At 51.3% G+C, this 21,123-nt stretch carries 16 protein-coding genes; 2 read left to right on the top strand and 14 right to left on the bottom strand.

From position 1 onward, the window contains the following. Positions 1-15: 15 nt before the first annotated feature. The 11 genes from MJ257_RS02590 to MJ257_RS02540 all read right to left on the bottom strand — a co-directional run bounded on the left by MJ257_RS02590 (position 16) and on the right by MJ257_RS02540 (position 14,475). The gene (locus MJ257_RS02590) at positions 16-2,337 is read right to left on the bottom strand and encodes a M28 family peptidase (RefSeq protein WP_240267767.1); all 2,322 of its coding nucleotides are present in this window, start codon (positions 2,335-2,337) and stop codon (positions 16-18) included. 397 nt (positions 2,338-2,734) lie between these two features. Then, a complete protein-coding gene (locus MJ257_RS02585; protein ID WP_178024451.1) occupies positions 2,735-4,255 on the bottom strand; it encodes an ABC transporter substrate-binding protein in 1,521 nt (506 codons plus the stop codon). Between the two features lie 27 nt (positions 4,256-4,282). Beyond that, positions 4,283-5,044, bottom strand: coding sequence for a response regulator transcription factor (locus tag MJ257_RS02580; RefSeq protein WP_178024449.1), 762 nt, complete (start codon positions 5,042-5,044; stop codon positions 4,283-4,285). 7 nt (positions 5,045-5,051) lie between these two features. Then, positions 5,052-6,779, bottom strand: coding sequence for a sensor histidine kinase (locus tag MJ257_RS02575; RefSeq protein WP_240267766.1), 1,728 nt, complete (start codon positions 6,777-6,779; stop codon positions 5,052-5,054). A gap of 134 nt (positions 6,780-6,913) precedes the next feature. Further along, positions 6,914-8,245, bottom strand: coding sequence for an ABC transporter substrate-binding protein (locus MJ257_RS02570; protein ID WP_240267765.1), 1,332 nt, complete (start codon positions 8,243-8,245; stop codon positions 6,914-6,916). Positions 8,246-8,477: 232 nt separating this feature from the next. Then, positions 8,478-9,407 (bottom strand): carbohydrate ABC transporter permease, encoded by a 930-nt coding sequence (locus MJ257_RS02565; protein ID WP_155607009.1) that lies wholly within the window; start codon positions 9,405-9,407, stop codon positions 8,478-8,480. A gap of 12 nt (positions 9,408-9,419) precedes the next feature. Next, complete coding sequence (locus MJ257_RS02560; protein ID WP_240267764.1) at positions 9,420-10,364, bottom strand: ABC transporter permease; 945 nt, start codon at positions 10,362-10,364, stop codon at positions 9,420-9,422. Between the two features lie 170 nt (positions 10,365-10,534). After that, positions 10,535-12,064 (bottom strand): alkyl hydroperoxide reductase subunit F, encoded by a 1,530-nt coding sequence (gene ahpF / locus MJ257_RS02555; protein ID WP_240267763.1) that lies wholly within the window; start codon positions 12,062-12,064, stop codon positions 10,535-10,537. Positions 12,065-12,076: 12 nt separating this feature from the next. Beyond that, a complete protein-coding gene (gene ahpC / locus MJ257_RS02550) occupies positions 12,077-12,640 on the bottom strand; it encodes an alkyl hydroperoxide reductase subunit C (protein WP_155607006.1) in 564 nt (187 codons plus the stop codon). Between the two features lie 273 nt (positions 12,641-12,913). Further along, complete coding sequence (locus tag MJ257_RS02545) at positions 12,914-13,348, bottom strand: HNH endonuclease (protein WP_240267762.1); 435 nt, start codon at positions 13,346-13,348, stop codon at positions 12,914-12,916. 23 nt (positions 13,349-13,371) lie between these two features. Further along, the gene (locus MJ257_RS02540; protein WP_155607005.1) at positions 13,372-14,475 is read right to left on the bottom strand and encodes an NAD(P)/FAD-dependent oxidoreductase; all 1,104 of its coding nucleotides are present in this window, start codon (positions 14,473-14,475) and stop codon (positions 13,372-13,374) included. 317 nt (positions 14,476-14,792) lie between these two features. On the opposite strand from MJ257_RS02540, the gene MJ257_RS02535 reads away from it, so the two are divergent. Continuing rightward, a complete protein-coding gene (locus MJ257_RS02535) occupies positions 14,793-15,653 on the top strand; it encodes an RNA polymerase sigma-70 factor (protein ID WP_240267761.1) in 861 nt (286 codons plus the stop codon). Between the two features lie 65 nt (positions 15,654-15,718). On the opposite strand, the gene MJ257_RS02530 is transcribed toward MJ257_RS02535, so the two are convergent. From MJ257_RS02530 to MJ257_RS02520, 3 genes are all read right to left on the bottom strand, one after another. Further along, entirely contained in the window at positions 15,719-16,198 is a 480-nt protein-coding gene (locus MJ257_RS02530) for a carboxymuconolactone decarboxylase family protein (RefSeq protein WP_155606997.1), read from the bottom strand. 128 nt (positions 16,199-16,326) lie between these two features. Then, positions 16,327-17,718 carry a glycoside hydrolase family 32 protein gene (locus tag MJ257_RS02525; RefSeq protein WP_240267760.1) on the bottom strand — a complete coding sequence of 464 codons (1,392 nt, stop codon included), beginning with the start codon at positions 17,716-17,718 and terminating at the stop codon, positions 16,327-16,329. A 27-nt stretch (positions 17,719-17,745) separates the two neighbouring features. Then, positions 17,746-20,013, bottom strand: a complete 2,268-nt coding sequence (locus tag MJ257_RS02520; RefSeq protein WP_240267759.1) for a GH92 family glycosyl hydrolase — start codon at positions 20,011-20,013, stop codon at positions 17,746-17,748. A 214-nt stretch (positions 20,014-20,227) separates the two neighbouring features. Here MJ257_RS02520 and MJ257_RS02515 point away from each other — a divergent pair, with 214 nt between their 5' ends. After that, positions 20,228-21,103 carry an FRG domain-containing protein gene (locus MJ257_RS02515; protein ID WP_240267758.1) on the top strand — a complete coding sequence of 292 codons (876 nt, stop codon included), beginning with the start codon at positions 20,228-20,230 and terminating at the stop codon, positions 21,101-21,103. The last annotated feature ends 20 nt before the right edge of the window (positions 21,104-21,123 follow it).

Below are 21,123 nucleotides of genomic sequence, written 5' to 3'. Positions count from 1 at the left end.
CTTGTTTTTCGCCCACTATTTTAAGATCTTCCACAATTCATTCATGTCGATGGACATAAAATTATTGCTGCTGTTATCAAATAGGTTCATGGTTAGATTCTCAACGGATCGCAGTTTGCTTACGGGCACCTTGACCTGAAGCTTATTCGTTCCTGGCTTTACTTTATCCCTCACGCTGATTTGATTGCCGTTTGGCGGATCAAACAACAAGAAGGAAAACTCTCTTTGACTTGTATAAGCAATGGAGAAGATCGCATCCGTCCCTTTCTGGGCAACCGTAACCGAGGAAATTTTCAAGCCTTGGCTCGTGATATTTCCTTGGGCGATATTCCCCGCGATAGCCTGAAACGGACTGTTCGAGGCGGTTCCTCCCGAATGATCCCCTGCCGCGCTTCTTGCGGGAGGAGAATAAGCGCCCTTCTTATAGGGAAGGGGGGTTACCTCTTTCTCCTGAAACCAATCATACCATCCTGTAATAAAATCATCGAAATCGACGCCCAAGGTTTCCTTCACGATGGTTTTCAGCGGTTGATTATCCTCCGTATACATGCGGTAAGCAAACTCCCGCCCTTTCTCCGGATCATACTTACTGTAAATGTAGAAGATCAGGCTGGCGGATTGATTATACGTCGTATCCAGCTCCTTGCCCGGTTCCAGGTCCGTGACATACCGATCCCAGCTGATGCTGGACAGCGGCTTTTGGAGGAGGCCCGCTAGCGAAGAACGGAGTGCGCGATACCCCATTTCTTGAGATTCATAGTTATTGGCATGTCCTTGAATTTCCTGCACCTCGGTTTTGTACCCGTTCCCGTATCCCAATTCCTTTAATTTATAGGTCACGAGATTGTGATTAAGCTCATGATAGATTGTCCCCAGCGAGTTGACCAGATCCTCCGGAACATTAGGGACATAAACCACGCTTATGCTATGGTTATCCGGACTTTGCAGCCCGCCCGACGTTTTGTTCTGGGGTTCCGGCGTTCGATGGGCCGTCGCCCAGTTGTCTTCATAACTGTTCGTATAATATACCTTGATGCGTTCATGATCCTGCGGGAAATAGTTCCACCAGGAAATTTGTTCGTAGACCTTGTCGATTTTCTTGGCGAGGCCCTCGGGATTCTTCCAACGGTCCGCTTCATAATAGACATCAAAGTATTCGGTTGAGAAGAAGCTCATGTTATGGTTTACTTCCGGTACGTATACCATGCCTCGTTCATCCGGGGTCACGCTTGAGGGCGACACATAAAGGGCATAACCCGGATCCTTCATCAACTGGTCGACAAGGCCTTGAATGGTCTTGATATGCTTCTGCAAGGCCGAAAGGTTGATGGCCTGAATCGTATCTTTCAAGGCATCGATGGATTCAGAGCCTCGGATGAAGGCATTGGGAATCCCCTTGGATTCAAAAACCCCGTTGGTGAAATTGTATAGCTCTTTAACGCCATGGTCCGTATAGGCCACGTCCTGGCTTGTTTTCATGGATTCGGCTATCGGGCTGCCATCCGTTGCGGTTCCGTACAGTTTCGGAAATTGCTCGATGCCGCCTAGATCAAATAGATTGTAGGCTCCGATGATTTTGGCCTTCGACAGTGAAGAATACTGTTTCAAGAAGGAAGTAACCCCGTCGCGATTTGTGGTTTCGCTGCCGAACAGGGCAAATAGGACGTTGGTTTCCGGTTGATGTTCTTGATAGTATCGGGCCAGTGACAATACCGCCGCTACGCCGCTCCCGTTCATGCTTGCCGATTGAAAGGCCGCCGTATTCGGGATGTACCCCAAACCATCCAGCGTCGCGGACACGATCACCGTACGATGCGGGTCTTTCCCGGGTACGAAGCCAACCACGTTTTGCGCCTCCACGGAGCTTTTCCGGTCGATCTTGACATGAATCTCGATACGCTTGGCCAACGAATCCCCTACCTTCAAATTCGCGGTATCCAGCAACTTCTCGCGGATATATACCGAGACTATACCGGTCTCCGCGCCATTTAATGGCCGCTCATAGGAGTAAATCGGGTAAAACCGGGTTGGCAGCAGAAGCACCGCTTTGGCTCCTTTGTTTTTCATCAGGATCATTCGGTCCGCTACGCCCATGGCCTTATCCGGCTTAGTATTGGCATCCATCAGAACAATTTGATTCTTAAGGTTAAGCGATGCAATGTCCTCGGGGTACCCCATGCCGGCATAGAGAATCGATTCGCCCTTGATCGTTCCGGAACCGCTGCTTCCGTGAGGCTTAAAGTCTTGCAGGATCGTCAGAGGCTTCCCGTCTAACGACATGCTGGGCTGATCTATGTACGTGGCCAGATTGGTCTGGTAACTTAAGAGATGGTCCACCCCCAAAGGAGCCACTCCCCACTTCTTGAACAAACCTTTGACATAAGTGGCGGCTTGCTTATACTGAGGCGTTCCGGGTACTCTCCCTTTATACTTCGCATCCGAAAGCTCCTTGAGAATGGAGTAAACCTCCGAGCCGCTTCCCGTTGGAACGTTATCACCATACGCATCATGAGGAAGAATCGGACTCAAGGCTAAGATGAGGATTAGGAAAACGTGAAATCGAAAATACCGAAAAATCTGCTTCAAAATGGCTCCCTCCGCTAGTTCGATAATTTTGCTGATTTAGAGTTATTCTCCGTTCCCGGAACATCTCCTTCTACAATAACACCAAAACGGCGGTGCCCGGGAGTTCTCCCTGCACCGCCGTTTCCATTTCCACCTCAGAACCGCGGACTCACCGCTTATTCGAAGCGCGCCAAGCATCCAGCTGCTTTTGAACCTCGGCCCGAACCTCGTCCAGGCCCGCCTGTTTCAGCTCCTCATTAAACTTCGGCAACTCCGTGTCTACGTCGACGCTGCCTGTCATGAGGCTCGGATAGTATTTTTGCCAGACCATCTTGATGTTCTGCATCTGGATCGGCATCATCGATAAATCCGGCGTAAACCCAAACGTGCTGGATTTAACGGCTCTTTCGTTCGAAGCGCGAAATTCCTCCCATTTGTTTAGCGGTTCCGGACTCTCGCCGCCCCTCGTCTTTAAGATGAACCAGTTGCCTTGGGTATACGTCACTCCCGTATAGCTTGGCGGGGCGTCCGGTATCGGATGACCGTCTGCGTCTTTCGGGGGGATCAGCACGATTTGACCGTTCTTGTCCAGCATGTAATGCACGCCCTCGATCCCATAATTAAACAGGTTGCGGACCTCCGGGTCGGTATTCAGCAGATTCAAAAACTGGATGCACTCGACCGGGTACTTCGTATCCGCGCTGACCGCCATAACGCCTCCCCGTACGTCTTCGGTCGTAACCACTTCCTTCGTTACGGGATGCGCCACCACCTTGTAGCCGCGATCCTTGCTCCAGCTGTTCTCGGAAAGAGGTCCGCCGCTCGAAGCCTTCCAGAACACCTTCTTCCCTCTCTCCAGCTGCTGACTTTCCCGCAAGGCCGCATCTTCGTTAATGTAGCCTGCTTGGTAATAACGCCGAAGCGTATCCAGCACCTGCCGGGCTTCCGCGGTTTCGAAAATATTCACGACCCGGGATCTCGGATCTAAAGACCTCAGCATCAGCGGGAGCTCCTTATCAATCACGTACTCGTAACCATACAAAGCAAAAAAGTTGTGGGAATCCTTATCCAGCTCCATCGGCAAATAATCGAATTCCTTCTGCTTGATCATCCGAAACAAGGGTTCCAGCGACTCCAGGGTGTTGTACTTGGCAATATCGAGGTTATACTTGTTCACCAGCTCTTCCGGATACATCCACTGTTGCCGCACCGATAACTCCTTGTTGGTCGGCACGCCATAGATCCCCCCGTCGTCCATGCGTACCCCTTGCCAAAAAATAGGGTCGATCACATCGTACATATCCTTGCCCGTACTGGACAAATAGTCATCCAGCCGCAGCCAGGCCCCTCGCTTGACATACGTGGTGAACTCCGGGGAGTAGGCAATGTCGAAGGGAGTCCCTGCCGATACCATCGTGTTCAGGCGATTTTCGTATTCCTGCCATCCGATCTTGATGTAAGTGACGGTGATGCCGATTTTCTTGGCCAACACTTCATTGATTTTGTCGTTCACCATCTTCAGATCCGGATCCGGCTCTCCAATCGTATAGTAGATCAGATTGACCATGTCCCCGCGGGGTACCGTATCCCCTTTGTCCGAAGAAAGGGAACAGCCTGCGCCAAGCAGGGAGAACAAGCCGGTCACCACCACGCAAAGGACCATGCGACTGAACCAAGAGGGGCGCTGCATAACATCCTCCTTTCCGCTACGAGGAGCCTAACCTTTTTTCCGCAGATCCGAAGGGGACAAGCCATAATATCCTTGAAAATGCGTGTAAAAATAATTCAGGTTCTGGTACCCCACGTCATGGGCGATGCTGGAGATTTTCTCGTTCGTGGCCAGAATGCGCTCCTTTGCGCTCCGCATCCGATAAGCCATCAAATATTCGGAAAATTTCATGCAGGTTTCCTTTAGAAACAGCTGCCCGAGGTAGGTACTATTCATGCGAAAACGCTCGGCCACCGACTTCAGCGTGATGTTCTGGGCATATTCCGCCTTCACCATCAGCAGGATGCGGTTGGTCAGCTTGGATAACTCCTCGTAAGGAATCCCCAGGATCGGATCCGTGTTCATGTCCTTCCGGTGGATCCCGTCCAACGTCCCGTTCAGATCCTCCACGATGATCTTCTCGATCACCTTCTGCAGCTTGGAACGATCGACGGGTTTAAGCAGATAGTCCTTCACGCCGCAGCGGATCGCCGCCTGAGCATATTCGAACTCGCTGTAACCGCTCATAATGATATATTTGGTAGGGAGCCGCAGCTCATTGAGCTTATGGATGATCTCATAGCCGAGGTCGGTGCCGATACAGACATCGAAAATGGCGATGTCCGGCATGAACTCCACGGACTTGGCGATCGCATCCTGTTTCGTTTCGCTCGTCTCGACTTGGTGGAAGCCGTATTCGGCCCAATCCAAGGTTCGCTTCATGCCTTCCAGAATCTGCGGTTCGTCATCAACGATCAGAAGTTTGTACATCCTGAAGTCACCCCTTTGAGATCATCACGGTAATCTTGACTCCTGCTTCCTCGTTATTCTCAATGTCCATCGAAAAGACTTCTCCATAGAAAAAATGCAGCCGGGTGTACACATTCCGCAACCCTATGCTCCGTACAGGCGTTTCTTCCTTGCAGTAAAGGTTACGCCTCACTTCCTCCAACCGCGCTTCGGGTATCCGTTTTCCGTTATCCACGAATTCCAGGACGAAGCGTTCTTCCTCCTCCCAGCCATTCACGACAAGCAGATTAAACTCGCTGCTCGGATTGAACCCATGAACGAAGAAGTTTTCGGCCAGCGGCTGCATCCAAAATTTGACCGTCAATAAGGATAAGAGGGCCTCATCCACATTGATTTGGAAATAGAACCTTCCGGGATATTTCAGTTCCATGATGCTTAGGTATTTCTGCAATAACTCCAGCTCTTCGCCGATCGAAATCAGATTATCTTTATGGACGATATCGCGGTAGAGAGAACCTAAGGTCGCAATGGCATCCGCAGTGTCAACGTCACGGTGAACCAATGCGGTAGAGCGAATCGATTCTAAGGTGTTGTATAGAAAATGCGGGTTGATTTGATGATGAAGCGCTTTCATTTCGGTTTCCTGCTGCTTCAGCTTCAGCAGATACTCGGTGCGGATGTGTTTATCGAGCTCATGAACCATATCGTCCAATTCACGGGCAATCATGCCGTATTCGTTGCGCCGATACCGGGCAGGGGAATTGGACGTAAAATCCGCCGTTTTCACGCGTTTGATGGAATGGATAATGTGCTTTAAGAATCTCGCATCGTCCCGCATATTGTAAACGATGAGCAGCAGCACGCTGATCATGGCCAACAGAACGATCCCTACGACAGTGATCAGGATGCCCGCCTTTTGACGCATCAGGTGCGACAGATCCACGAGAAACACAAATCGGTAATCAAACTTGGTGGAGGTAAAGGTCATGAAGAAGACATTCTTCATCCCCCCTAAGGAGGAATACCCACTGCTTCGTTTCTCCTCCGTGGCTTTGAGCGCCATCTCCTTGGTCCCATGGTCCATGCCGGAGATCATATACACTTCACCCGAATCACTAATGGCCGCGGCGATGTCCAACTTATAACCTTGTACTTTCCTGAACAACGGATCGCTGCCGATCAAGAAGCGGAACTCTCCGATTTGACGAGAAATCTGGTTGGGGTCGGACAATTTCTTTCGGTACACAAATCCCTTCTCCATAGACTCGCGAAAGATCTCATCCGTGTTCGGCACGCGAAACAGAAAGCTAGGATTGCCATTGTCATCAAACCGCACCACGTTGCTATCGGAATCGGTATGCAGACTGACTTGGGTCAGATCTCCCTTCATGGAACTGTGTAAGAAAGCCCTCATATCTTCCGGGAAAGAGACCAGCGGTTCATTGTATTGGCTATTCTGCAGCCTGCTCGTCTGGTAACCTTCCGCGGTGTTCCCAAGAAAGAAACGAACATCCGTCATCAGGCGATCATTAGAGTAAATTCGCTGCATATAAGCTTCAATTCGATCGGTATCATACTGCAGCTCGTTCTCAATTCGAGCAAACGTGCTGATTGCTTCAGCTCGAGCACCCTCGATCCACTGATACATGAGAACTGCACAGGTCATGATGCCCAGCGCCAAACCGATGGTCACAACAGATATCGTATAGGCAATGAATTTACTTCGGTATATTTTAATCTGCCAAAAGGAGCCCATTCGGCGCCTCCTTTGCCTTGTGTCTTACGGCGCTGATTCCAATGCCATCCTCTGTCCTCATTATACCATCATATTGAAAAGCCCGAACGGTAGATAAATCTTCCGTCCGGGCCAATCGAGTGGAGCCTTAGCTCTTATTTAAAGAAGGCATCGATCTGCTCTTGTGCAGCTTTCATGATGGTATCCATTCCGGCCTTTTTCAGTTCTTCGATGATCTGTGGCACCCTCTTCTCCGGATCGGATGCGCCTGTGAGCAATTCATAACGGTACTTATCCCACGTCGCTTTCACGTTCGCTACTTCGGTAGTCAGATTGGTCGTGTCGAGTGAGAAACCGAGCAAGGATGAAGCGGTTGCTTGTTCATTCAGCTTCTGAACTTGTAACCATTGATCTTCCGGAGCTCCTTTGGTTGTCGCCATATTGAAGAAGGTCCCTTGCGTATATCCAGCCAGCGGCCAAGTATCGGAAATACGTTCAATGACTTTCTCGCCGTCCACTTTCACGTAGTCGACGCCCTCTTCACCAAAGGCCAGCATGTTGCGAAGCTTCGGATCGGTATTCACCAGCTCCAGGTATTTCAAAGCTTCCTTCTTATACTTGGAATTGGCCGAGATTCCGTTGAGGGAACCTTGAATCGTTGCCGTCGTGTAGAGCGGTCCGTAAACCTGCGTCATGTCGTACTTCTCGACGCCCTCGTTGATTTGCCAAGTAATGTCCGCCCCTGGGAAGCCTTGAGCACTGAAGAACGCGCGGCCTTTGTCCGCTTCCGGCTTGGTTGGAGCATCTGGATTGATAATGCCATCCTTATACCATTGGTGCAGAATCTTCAATTCGTCCATGACATCCTGTTGTTCCAGAACGGATACCACCTTGCGGGAAGCGTCATCCACCGACACCCCAATCGGAGGGAATCCCAGCGCAAGATCGTCATACCGGTTAAAGAATCCGTTAAATCCGTCGCCTTGCGTCATCGGCAATGGATAGAAGCTCTTGCCCTCTCCGGCTTTCATGTCGTGGAACGGTTTATCCAGATCCTTCAGGGTTTTGATGTTGTTCAAGTCAATGCCGTATTTCTCAACATACTTATGATCGAACACCCAATATTGGGTTAGAGAGGAGTCCTTATAGGTTGGCACGGAATAAAGCTTGCCGCCGATTCTCGTCCCATCCCATACCTTCTCTGGAATGAACTTATACAGTTCCGGTGTCTCGCTTTGCACCAAATCGGTGATGTCTGCGAGCGCCCCGATGGTCACTTGCTGATTGTATTTGGAAACGTTGGTGAAGAGGATATCGAAAGGTTCACCCGTGTTTACGATCGTGTTAATTTTCGTATCCCAATCGCCCCAGCTTGCCACTTTAATGTCGATCTTCACGCCGATTTTCTCGGCTGTGTATTCGTTCATGGCTTCGATGGCCTTCTCGAAGTTATCCGGAACCTGACCGCCGATCGTCCACCATACCAACGTCGGGATCTCCCCCGAAGTTGTCGGTGTTTCTGTAGAAGTGTTCGTCGAAGAGTCTGGCGAGTTGTTCGCCGACGAAGAATTCGACTTCGAACCGCATGCGGCAAGAACGGACATGAGAAGCATCATAATACATAGGGTAGAGATGAGCTTCAAAGACCTTGTCATAGATATTTCCTCCCTTTTGTGTTCTTAATATACATAAACTGAGACAAGCCCAGTTTATTTCGGATTATCCTTTGACTGCGCCTACAGTCAAGCCGGAGATGAAGTATCGCTGGAAGAAGGGATACGCAAAGGCGACCGGGAGCACAATCACGACAGCCACCGCCATGCGGGCGGATTCTTTAGGCATCGTGGCAACCAGCTCCGCGTAACTAATCCCCAGACTAGAAGCATTCCTTGCCAGCGCGTCCACATTGCTCATCAAGTTATTCAACAGTGCCTGCAACGAATACAGGTCCTGATTGTTGATGTACAACATCGATTGGAACCAGTCATTCCAGTAACCAAAACATAGGAATAAACCTATCGTTGCGATGACCGGTAAGGAGATCGGTAAAATGATCGAGAAGAAAATGCGCAACTGGCCGGCTCCATCGATTTCTGCGGATTCGATTAATCCGTCCGGAATCGTGCTTTTAAAGAAGGTCTTACAAATAATGACGTTAAATGAGGAGACCGCCAGCGGCAGGATCAGCGACCAAACGGTATCCTTCAGCCCCAGTAAATTGGCATTGATATAGTAGCTCGAGACCAAACCGCCGTTGAACACCATCGGAATAAATACGACCCACGTCAGGAACCCCTTCAGCTTATAGTTTGGCCGAGAGAGAACGTACCCCATCGAGGTGGTGAGCAGAATCCCCAACACGGTTCCAACGATCGTAACAAAGACGGAGATCCCCAAGGCCTGCAAAATCATCGTTCCCTGCTTCGCGATATACCCGTAGGCATCTCCCGAGAAGGCCGTTGGGATCAGGTGATAGCCGTTCTCCCGAATCGAGTCTTCACTGGACAGCGAGATGGATAAGACCACCAGCATAGGCACAACACAAATCACCGCAAGGAAGAAGAAGAGGAGATGGAGGAGTACATTCACCCCTTTGCTTGGACGATTAAAGCGATCCAGGCCGCTCTCGTAAACCGTTCTTGTTGCCATAAACGCACCTCCTTAGATCATCGCGCTATCCGAATCGATTTTGCGAACCGTCCAGTTCGCCGCTAGAATCATCAGACAGCCGAGAACCGATTGTACAAAAGCCGCAGCCGAAGCCATGCCGACAGTTGCCGTTTTGAGCTGCTTGTAAACCAAGACATCAATCGTCGTGGCCACATTAAACAGGGAATTGGAGTCCCTCGGGACCTGAAAGAATAACCCGAAGTCCGTGTAGAAGATCCGTCCCACCGCCAAGATGAACATCATCACGATAACCAGTTTCATCAGCGGCAGCGTGATAAACCGGGTTTGCTGCCAGAGCGTAGCGCCATCGATCACGGCCGCTTCATAGTAGGTCTTATCAATCCCGGCGATTGTCGCCAAATAGACGACCATTCCATAACCCAGCCCCTTCCAGATATTCATGAAGATCAAGAAGTAAGGCCAATATTTCGGTTCCATGTACCAGTTGACCGGCTCATTTCCCCAATTCACCAACATTTGATTGAGAATCCCCTTATCGAAACTTAAGAACGCCCAACCCACTGCGGAGACTACAACCCAGGAGAGAAAATAGGGCAGGAACATCATCGTTTGATAGGCTTTCCCGGCCCGGCGGTTGTGGATCATCCCGATCATCAAGGCTAAAGCCACGGGGATCACAATCCCAAGGACGATAAAGATCAAGTTGTACCCGATGGTGTTCCGAATAATGATCCAGGCATCGTTCGACTTGAAGAGGAATTCAAAGTTTTTGAGGCCTGCCCAGGGGCTGTTGAATACATTGCTCAGAAACCCACCGGTTATTTTGAAATTCTTAAAGGCGATAATGATGCCGAACATCGGCAGGAAACTGAACAGAATATACCAAAGGGTTGTTGGCAAGGCCAATAACGTCAGCTCCGTGTCTTGTTTGCGCCAACGCGTTTGTAAGCGCTTTCTGTTTTCCTTCGACTTCATGTTCCGTCACCTCTTTCCTTCAGCGTGTACTGCTCTGTCTACTCTCATTTTATCGGGAATACAGCGCTTACATCCAGACCATAAACTTGATACTATAGTCAACAAACTTTAGATTTGTACACAAAAATAGCCCGCTCTCGATGAGCGGGCTTGATGTCATACCTATGATGTTATTGATTGCGGATCATGTAATCGAAGGCGCCCAAGGCCGCTGTCGCACCTGAACCCATCGAAATAATGATTTGTTTGTAAGCCGAGTTCGTGCAGTCGCCGGCCGCAAATACACCTGGAAGAGTTGTTGCCCCACGGTTGTCGACGATAATCTCGCCCATCCGGGTACGTTCCAGCGTGCCTTCCAGCCATTCCGTATTCGGCACAAGGCCGATTTGAACGAATACGCCTTCCAGCTCGAGATGCTTCTCTTCACCGCTTTCCCGCTCGATGTAGGTTACTCCGTTCACCTTGCTGTCCCCCGTAACTTCCTTCACTTGCGCGTTCTTGATTACGGTGGTGTTCGGCAAGCTGTTCAGACGATCCTGCAAGACAGAGTCGGCTTTCAGCTCAGGCATGAATTCAAGTACGGTCACATGCGATGCCACGCCCGCCAGGTCAATGGCTGCCTCAACACCGGAGTTGCCTCCGCCGACAACAGCGACACGTTTCCCTGCAAACAATGGACCATCACAGTGCGGGCAATACGCCACGCCTTTATTCTTAAATTCCGCTTCGCCCGGTACATTCATGTTGCGCCAACGTGCCCCGGTGGACAGGATAACCGTTTTGCTCTTCAGCACCGCACCGTTCTCCAGCTCCACTTCGATCAGGTCCTTCTTCTGAAGGCCCTTCGCCCGCTGCGACATCATGATGTCGATATTGTATTCCTTCGCGTGTTCCTCCAGATTGGCCGCAAGCATAGGCCCTTCCGTATACTTCACGCCGATTAAGTTCTCAATACCAAGGGTGTCGTTCACTTGTCCGCCGAAGCGTTCAGCAACGATCCCGGTACGGATGCCTTTGCGTGCTGCATAAATCGCCGCACTGGCGCCGGCAGGTCCGCCCCCTACAACGAGAACGTCGTAAGGCTCTTTGCCTTCAAATGCCGTCGTGTCCGACGAGCCCAGTTTCCCCAGAATATCCTCGACAGACATCCGGCCGTTACCGAACAGCTCCCCGTTCAGGAACACGGTTGGCACCGCCATGATCTCTTTGCTTTCAACTTCATCCTTGAAAGCCGCACCGTCGATCATCGTATGGGAAATGCCTGGATTCAGTACGCTCATCAGGTTCAATGCCTGAACGACGTCCGGGCAGTTGTGACAAGTCAAGCTGACATAGGTTTCGAAGCGGTATTCGCCTCGAACCCCCTTAATTTGATCTATGATGTGCTGTTCAACCTTTGGAGGTCTTCCGCTGACTTGCAACAAAGCCAGTACCAGGGAAGTAAACTCATGGCCCAGTGGGACACCGGCAAAGGTGATGCCGGTCTCTTCCCCAACGCGATTCACGCTGAAGCTTGGGGTTCTGGGTAAAGTCGTTTGCTCGACGGTAATTTTATCCGACATGCTGGACAACTCGTGAACGAGGTCCAGCATATCGTTCGAAACCGTATCGGTTCCGGCACTGACTTTCAGCAGAACATTCCCTTCAAGAAGCTGAAGATATTGCTCTAATTGTTGTTTGATGTCTGCATCCAGTTTCATGATTCTCTCTCCTTAGATCTTGCCAACCAAGTCAAGGCTTGGTTTCAAAGTTGCGGCTCCTTCTTTCCATTTCGCCGGGCAAACTTCACCTGGATGGTTATGAACGTATTGAGCTGCTTTGATCTTGTCGATCAGGGTGCTTGCATCGCGTCCAATCCCGCCAGCCGTGATTTCGATAGCTTGGATCACGCCGTTCGGGTCGATGATAAAGGTACCCCGATCCGCCACGCCTTCTTCTTCGATCAGAACGTCGAAGTTACGGGAAATCGTGTGGGAAGGGTCACCGATCATAATGTAAGTAACCTTGCCGATCGCTTCGGAGCTATCGTGCCAAGCTTTATGCACGAAGTGGGAGTCGGTCGATACAGAATAGACCTCAACGCCAAGATCTTTCAAGGTAGCATATTGATCCTGCAAGTCTTCCAGCTCCGTAGGGCATACGAACGTGAAGTCCGCTGGATAGAAGCATACAACGCTCCATTTCCCTTTAAAGTCTGCATCGGAAACATCGATGAATTTCCCGTTCTGATAAGCTTGAGCTTTAAAAGGCAATACTTCTTTTCCAATCAATGACATGATTTTAACTCTCCTTTTGGCTGTGGTTTGTCTGTTATTTATATTAATTATTATATGCGAACCATTCTCAACGTCAATCTACTTCACCAAGTCTTCACAATTAATATACCCTCATCCGTTGAAACTAATCGTTTGCTATGTAACTTTCACAAATTAATCACACGGATTTCAGAGGAACCCACTCGACTTTTAGAGCTTACTAGAAAGGATGAATAGGATCAGGGGGCGCAAACCTAAAAGGCCTCGGACCGGAGGTTCGGTCAGAAGCCTTTTTTACGATTCCCCCCTTCGTTTCCGTTTGGACAGAAGGTACGGACCGATCATCGCTCTGATGATACGGTAACGGAGCTTGAAGGGATAGGGTGCATTCCACCCGTTTTCTCTTAAATAACTAAAGGCCGCACGGTTCCCCCGTCTCGAATTACATTCGCTGCACGAGGCAATCAGGTTATGGGGTAGATCCGAACCGCCTTTGCTTGAGGGAATGAGATGATCTACCGTCGTTGCAGGAGCACCGCACCATAAGCAGGTGTAGCGGTCTCGCCTTAGGGCGCTCTTCCGATAATCTCGGAATAAGAACGGGTTGTAGAGCAATTGGATGGTCTGCTCGTCCAGCCAGACAGCCCGTTCCCGGTTTACTTCCCGCCAAGCGCGATCCAGCGTGCACGGGGTTAGCTCTCGGCCATCCATATTCAATACGGTGATCACGCTGATCCCCTCCTAGGATTTGCTCAGGAGGTCACTCCTTGTTTGATTTTCACATAAGGACGCATCAAATAACTGGCTACTTTCAAGGGATTGATCCGTTTGGCAAAATACAGCTTGTTCGCCAGAGGACCATCCAGCACCCGTACGATCCGATCCAAATCGGCATTGTCGAGCTGTTCCATCACCCTACGCAGAACCAGCGAATCCTCATAGCTTTGACGCAGGGGGGCAGTCAACTCCTCATACTTGCCTTGACCGCATAGATCGTAAGCCGCATAAACTCCGGTCAAAAGTGCACTATATTGCCCAAATCCCAAGAACGGCATCATGCTGCCAAAGCAATTTCCAACATAGAAGGTGTTGCCGATCCGGGCCCTTTCGCAGATCCCCATCAGGTAATGCGTGATATGAAATTCATCCGTCATGGGAAGAGTCTGCCCTAGTTCGGTTCGAACGGTTTGGTGGAACGGTTCCCAGAGGTCCTGAAGTTTGACTCCCTCATTCGCGGGGATATCGGGGATGCCGATGACCAGGTTCGCTTCTTTCTCCGAAAAAGGAAGGAGATATCCGTACCCTCTCGGAGCAAGGTCGTAATCGAACCAGGTCTTGACTGCGTAGCGATCAAATTGACCTTCGACGGTAGCCCCCATCAAGGATACAGAGAGGTCTTCCCGAAAGTTTCGGGTTTTTTTCGCGTAACCCGCGTCCCCTGTAGCCATGACCACATGCGTATAGTCCGCAAGCAGCTGCTCATAGGTTTTCTCCGAATGAAAATGGATTGGCGATTTCACTTGCCGGCTGAGCTGGGCTTCGAACGAATCTTCTTCTCTCCCGCGGATATTGAGGAAGCCTAACGGTCCCTCCAGGATGGCCTTCTCCCGCTTGGATTGAATCGTCATCTGTTCAATGCTCGCAGTCGGGTGAAGGAACAGTCCGTATTCTTCGGAAAACTTAGCAATGACATCCTGAACCGGCCGCGAAAATATCGAAAGAAGCGCCTCCGCATTCACGAACCGGTCGCCGACTTGGCTCCTTTTCTCAAAGATGACCGGCTCAATGCCGTTACGCTCCAAGGTAATCGCACAAGCTAGGCCCGATAACCCCGCCCCCATAATAGCTACCTTCATACCCCAACCCTCATCTACTCAATAGTTGTAAGATATAGGGTCTCTTATTTAAATTTGAGCATGCATGACTGATGGATGGGAGTTCATGGGAGGTGGGTGGTATCAGATACTTGTTCATTCGTCATCGTCATAAGCTCCCTAACCGTCACCAACCGATCGAATAATACCCGAACTCCTCGGCAAGCGATAAGATAACCTCATTCACGGCAAAATACGGCTGCCGGAAGTTTTGTCACAAAATCACCCCGTACCTCGTCTTATGATTAAGGCCTAGTATGAATAGGTTATGAAACCGAGAAACGATAGGAAGTGAAACCATGAAGGAACTGTACGAGAAATATAATAGACTGCTCTTTAAACTCGCTTATCAACTGACCGGATCCGTCACGGATGCGGAGGATGTGGTACACGACGTATTTCTGAAAATCGCCGATGTGCCGCCAGAGAAGCTGACGGAACCCAAAGCTTATCTTTGCAAGATGGTCACGAACCGTTGCCGGGACCTGTATAAATCGGCACGCCGAAAACGGGAGCAATACTATGGGGAATGGCTTCCGGAGCCGCTGCACAGCCTGCATAACGATGCGATGGAAGCCGTCGTCCGCGATGACCTGCTGTCCTATGCGATGCTGGTTCTGCTTGAAAGGTTATCTCCAACGGAACGTGTCGTGTTTGTGCTTCGAGAGGCGCTTGGCTTTGACTATCAGGAAATCGCCGAACTGGTGGAGAAAAGCGAAGTGAACTGTCGCAAACTGCTCAGTCGAGCCCACGCAAAAATGGGGATGACTGCGGATCAACTCGTTCCCCAGGAGGGAACCGCTCCCGAGCTCGTCCATCATTTCCTTAACGCGCTCAAACAAGGGAACCTCGATCAAATCTTATCCATTCTGGACCAAGAGGTTGTCCTTGTCGCCGATGGAGGAGGCAAAGTCTTGGCCGCTGCCAAACCGATCTTTACCAGAGATCTCGTTGCCCAATTCCTGCTGGGGCCGTTCCGGCAAGCCACCACGATCGATGGAATCCAATTCGAGGTTACTCGGGTGAATGGACAGCCGGCTTTTCGGATTCGATCGGAGGAAGGGATTCATTCCGTCGGAATTTTCCATGTGGAGAACCACCAAATCCGCAACATCTATCTGGTTAGAAACCCGGATAAACTAAAACATGTCGAGGAATGAAACGAAGCACCAAGAGCCCCTAGGGATTCTTGGTGCTTCTGTTTTTTTACGTCGAGGCTTATCGCTTAGCTCAGTCCGGCTTTCGTCAATCCGAAGGCGGCGTCGGCAGAACCCGGTACGGTCTTGAAGGCAACGTTAACCCGGTTCCAGGCATTGATCGTCATGATCGAGAACGTGAGGTCGGAAATCTCTTTTTCGGAAAATTGCTCGCGAACCCGATTATACATTTCATCCGGCACGCCATGCTCCGGCAAATGGGTCAGAATCTCGGTCCAGGCCAGGGCCGCCCGTTCGCGGGGGCTAAACAGCGTTGATTCCCGCCAAATCGAAATGTGGTACAGGCGCAGCTCGCTTTCACCGTGGATTTTCGCCTCCTTCACGTGCATATCGAAGCAAAATCCGCATCCATTGAGTTGCGAGGCTCGGATGTGAACGAGGTGGCGAATCTCCTCCTCAATGGAGCTTCCCTTCTCAGCCCCGCTGAGTTCCATTAATCGGTTGAAAAATTCCGGGGATTGTTGCATGTAATTGATGCGTTGTGTCATTGTTCATCTACCTCCCATTTTTGATCAAGCACGAAAATATAACGACGAGGCGATTCATTCTGTGACAACATCAACATCAGAAAAAAAGCAGCTGAGTCGAGAGCTTCTCGTCAGCTGCCAAGTCTTCACTAAATCCCGCGTAAATTCCATGCGGAAAGGGAACTCATCGCCACGCTTGGTCCCTGTACAAATAACCGAATCCCCTCACTATCCTCGCGAAGAGGATACACTCGGCCCGTCAAGCAAAGTTCTTCATTGACGAACACTTCAACAATGGAGTGGTCGATGAAGAGGTGAACTCGAAGTTGTTTGTGCTGCTGCATATCGTAAAGGGCCGTGAGTTCCCAAGCGTGAACGCCCGCCGCTTGACTGGATCGGGAACGGTCCAGTACGATCCGTCCTCCCGCTACATCAAACTTCAGGGTGGTTTGTTCCTCTCCTTCCGGCGAACGGAATACTTCAAATCCAAACGACGCCTCAGAACCGGCCAGCTCAAACTCAGCGATGATCTCGACGGCTTTACCTTTTGTCTCTAGCTTATGATGGCCTTGCGTCCAGACCGTCTTCGGAAGCTCATACGGATTCTCCCTTAACCCCTGGAGTTCCGCGACCGGTTGAAAGCGCAGGGTGTTCGTGTCTGGGCGGAGCTCCACGGTTCTCGGGATCGACTGCACCCCTGACCATCCCTGGATCTCCGTCATCTCTCCGCGGGCGTTGTCGGGGAGCCATCCCCACAGAATACGCCGGCCGTCCGGAGCGAGCATAGATTGCGGTGCATAGTACCCTTCCCAGCCGCCATGATCCACGAAGCCCTCCTGCTCTTTCATAAACCGGAGATCGTCCCCCATGGATCCTACAAGATACTTCACCTTGTCGCTTGGCGAGTAGATCAGAACCATTTTGTCTTGCAGGCGGAAGGCGTTCGGGCATTCCCACAGGTTTTCCTCCCCCGTATGCAGGAGATGCAAGAAGGTCCACTCCTGCAGATTCGCCGACTCGTACAATAACGCGCAGCCTTTACCTTCCACGCTTCCTCCCAGCACCATCAGCCAGCAGTCTCCCTCTTTCCAGACATAAGGGTCTCGCCAATCCCGTACGGTCAGATCCTTGCCGTGGATATCCGAGGTTAATACTGGATTTGCCTCGAACTTTACCCAAGTCAACAGACCATCGGGGCTGGTGGCCATCCATTGCTCCGCGCCGGTCTCGGCATTCCGCTCGCCCTCACCTACGCTGGTATAGAACAGGGTCGGCACGCCTTGATCATCGATCACCGCACAACCGGAGTAGCAATGCACCTCGCCAAGCTCGGTGGACGGCGCCAGCGCGACCGGCAGAGGCTGCCAATGCACCAAATCCGTGCTCACCGCATGCCCCCAGTGGATCGTCCCCCACTGATCCCCATGCGGGTTGTATTGATAGAACAAATGATATTGGCCTTCGTGATAAACAAGTCCGTTCGGATCGTTCATCCAATTCGCAGGCGGGGTAAAATGATAAATGGGCTTGCCAAGGGTCATGTCACATTCCTCCATTTCACCGGGATCCTAACGCGAAGTCATCGAAGGCGGGGCATCCTCCGGGGAGCTTCCCCATGCCTTGTTCGGCCGCGGCCCCATCTCCAGCACAAGCTGTCCTCCGCTCATCAAGTCCTGATGGGTAAGCCAAGGCCGCGAATGCGGTTGCCCGTTCAAAACGGCGGATTGGATGTACTTGTTCGCCTTGGAGACCTGACGCGCTTCGATGACAAACGTTTGACCCTCCCCGACACGGAGCGTCGTCTTCTCGAAGATCTGGCTGCCGATATCATAGACGGGCCGCCCCGGGCACACCGGATAGAAACCCATCGCGCTGAATACGTACCAGGACGATAGCGAACCGATGTCATCGTCCCCGCACAGACCGGCTGGCCCGGCGTTGTACATTAGGTGTTGGATATCGCGTACGCGCCGCTGCGTTTTCCAAGGAGTCCCCGCGTAATTGTATAAGTACGGGATATGAAAGCTGGGTTCGTTGCCGTGGGCATACATTCCGATCAGTCCCGACATATCGGGAAATTGCCCGAGAAACCAAGGTTTCTCCATCGTGTACTGCTCCGTAAACAACGCATCGAGCTTTTGGACGAAAGCTTCTCTCCCGCCCATCAGCCGGATTAATCCCTCCACATCGTGCTGCACATGGAAGGTATAGATCCAACTGTTCACTTCGGCAAAATACTCCTCCCCGGCAAATCCGCCGGACAGCTTCGGATCAAACGGCTCAACCCATTCCCCTTCCGCCGTCTTGGGAGCCATCAGTCCGAAATCAGGGCGGAACAGATGGCGGTAGTTACCCGCGCGTTGAAGGAAACGCTCGGCTTCCGCTTCCCGCCCCAGCTTACGGGCCACTTGGGCGACACACCAGTCGTCATAAGCTCTCTCTAGCGTAACGGATATGGATTGCCGGCGGTGCCAGGGATCGACCTCCGGCACCCATTCGTCAACGCCCACATCGGGGACCCAGGTAATCTGATTCGGCATTTTCTCCATGACGAGGTCCCAGAGTCGTTTTCTCCACTCGTCCGGATCCGCGACCTTCGTATCCTCCCTTACGGGGAGTGCCGGGAACCAGCCTTGTTCGTGGTACACCCGGTCCAATTCCGTAGCCGGCACCGTCCGCCAGGGAATCAGGGACATCTCCGTCGCATCTTTGAGCATGCCTTCATAGGCCTTCTCGACCTGGATATCATCCAGTCCCTTGGCACAAGCATCGGCAATAAGCGAAGCGGCATGATGGCCGATCATGACCGCATGATCCCCCCCCGGATGGGGAAATTTCGGCAACAACCCGCCCTGTTCGTACATTCTGACCAACGAGTACACCATATCCTCAAACACGCGCGGTTCGATGAGGCTTTGCAACGGGCGAGCGCAGCGATACGTATCCCAAAGCTGGTCATGCGTGTAAAAATCCCGTCCCTCCGCCTTGTGAACGCGTCCGTCGAAGCCACTGTAATACTGTCCGTCTTCCGTAATATTCCGCATCCGTTGTAGCGTACGGTACATCGCCGTATAGAAAATCGTCCGTTCTTCCTCCGTCCCGCCTTCCACCTCGATCGCGGAAAGCGCGCGGTTCCAAGCCTCGCGGGCCCGGGAAACGGCAGCGTCGAAATCCCAGTCCGGCAGCTCTTGCTGTCGGTTCTTACGGGCTTGCTCCAGGCTGATGTAGGAGATGCCTACCTTCAACTCGATCGTAGCTTCCCCCTGCGGCGATCCGTAGGCTAAGTAGGCTTTGGGGCCGTTTTCGATAAAACCAAATGATGACGTTGCCTCTCTCATTTCCAAGCTAAAATAGCAAACATGTCCTTTATGGGCGCGCTCCCCTTCGATCGCGCGGCCATCGTGCTTGAGAATTTGCGTAGTATCGCCGCCATCGAGGATGACATGGACCGGCCCGGCGGAGTGAAGGCGGAAATAAGCGCTTCGCTGAGCCACGGTCATCTCGGCATCGATGTCATGATCCTCCAGGAAGACGCGATACTTATAGGGCCGGGTCTCCTCCAAATCATGATCGAAGGTAGAAGCATGCGCTTCCCGCCGATCGGACAAAGATCCGCCGGAAACCGTCACGGTTGCGGGTCCAAAGGAAAATCCGAATATTTTATCCGCCAAATACTTGTCCCCGATGCCCGGCGTGGTCACCGGATCAATCTCCATCATCCCATGGGGAAGCTGAACGGTTGGAGACGTGGACCACGTTTTGTAGGACAAAGTCCCGATATTGGTATTGACGTACGATGCCCAATCCCGATCCGCACGAGCGGTTGTATTCTTCAATTTTATCCCTCCCAAAATGATATTCCTATTTCAATTATATATAATATATTCATCATAACATATAGTACAGTACACAAATCTCATCCGCTAAAAAACAAAAAAGCGACCTTTATCGGTCGCTCGCTTTTTAATCATGGATATATAAGCGGGGAGTCGAACCCTCCTGGGCATCTGCGCATATTTTATGGCGTATGACAATTGAGGAGGTTTAAACGTGGCGAAACCCATGAAGGTGATTCAACCCGCAGCTAACGGCGGAATCTATGAAATCACCGGCATCGATACCGTGGAGAAATATTTGCAGGCCGTCGACCAAATTTACCGGAAGATCTCTCCGCCGGACCATCCCAACTCCTGCGTGTTATGGTTCAGAGGCGTGAAAAGTACGACGTACCACCTGGATCCGTCGATCGTTCGTGGTTTAGGGACGCAATCCGAAATCGTATACTTGTCCAAATTTCGTTCTCTTGCTTATCCCTTTTTAGGGGATCCACCCTATTTTCCTTATTCCGAAGACAAAACCCATTCGTATTGGGGGTGGCTCTTCCTCATGCAGCATTATGGCGTCCCCACCCGTCTGCTGGATTGGTCCCGGGAAGCGCTCGTAGCTCTGTTGTTCGCTCTGGGCGAGCCGACGAACCCCACCGAAGTGACCAACGACAAGGCCGTCTGGCTGCTTGATCCCGTTACATTGAACCAGGCTTTTCGTTTCTACCGTTATTTAAAGCCCGGATATATTCCGAATGTCGTTGAGCCGGCATTTACCGCCCGCTTCGGCCCGAACGCCAAGAGCGACAGCGTCAAAGCCGCAGCAGCCATCGGTCCGCTCAACAATCCGCGGATTATCAAACAGGCCGGGACGTTTACCATCTTTCCCATCACTCCAAAAAGCGTCGCTCTGGACCTGCTTCCCGACAGCCCAAGCTACTTGTATAAAATCGTCATCAACAACAGCGCCCGAGTAGACATGAAGCAACAGCTTCTCCACTACGGCTTAACTGAGCACGACCTCTATCCGGGAATCGAAAATGTCGCGGCCGATATCCGCCAAGAAATCGAAGAAGAGGGCTTGACTCCGGTCACAAGCTGATCGCCCGGTTCGAATATACC

This window comes from Paenibacillus timonensis (assembly GCF_022427145.1).
GTDB lineage: Bacteria > Bacillota > Bacilli > Paenibacillales > Paenibacillaceae > Fontibacillus > Fontibacillus timonensis.
The sequence above is the reverse complement of the archived record's forward strand: the minus strand, read 5'-3'. Positions and strand labels throughout refer to the sequence as shown.

Coding starts and splice junctions, on each gene's coding strand:
- MJ257_RS02580 (WP_178024449.1), bottom strand. CDS start 5,044: ATGTACAAACTTCTGATCGTTGATGACGAACCGCAGATTCTGGAAGGC.
- ahpF (WP_240267763.1), bottom strand. CDS start 12,064: ATGAAACTGGATGCAGACATCAAACAACAATTAGAGCAATATCTTCAG.
- ahpC (WP_155607006.1), bottom strand. CDS start 12,640: ATGTCATTGATTGGAAAAGAAGTATTGCCTTTTAAAGCTCAAGCTTAT.
- MJ257_RS02565 (WP_155607009.1), bottom strand. CDS start 9,407: ATGGCAACAAGAACGGTTTACGAGAGCGGCCTGGATCGCTTTAATCGT.
- MJ257_RS02560 (WP_240267764.1), bottom strand. CDS start 10,364: ATGAAGTCGAAGGAAAACAGAAAGCGCTTACAAACGCGTTGGCGCAAA.
- MJ257_RS02525 (WP_240267760.1), bottom strand. CDS start 17,718: ATGACCCTTGGCAAGCCCATTTATCATTTTACCCCGCCTGCGAATTGG.
- MJ257_RS02540 (WP_155607005.1), bottom strand. CDS start 14,475: ATGAAGGTAGCTATTATGGGGGCGGGGTTATCGGGCCTAGCTTGTGCG.
- MJ257_RS02575 (WP_240267766.1), bottom strand. CDS start 6,779: ATGGGCTCCTTTTGGCAGATTAAAATATACCGAAGTAAATTCATTGCC.
- MJ257_RS02535 (WP_240267761.1), top strand. CDS start 14,793: ATGAAGGAACTGTACGAGAAATATAATAGACTGCTCTTTAAACTCGCT.
- MJ257_RS02530 (WP_155606997.1), bottom strand. CDS start 16,198: ATGACACAACGCATCAATTACATGCAACAATCCCCGGAATTTTTCAAC.
- MJ257_RS02585 (WP_178024451.1), bottom strand. CDS start 4,255: ATGCAGCGCCCCTCTTGGTTCAGTCGCATGGTCCTTTGCGTGGTGGTG.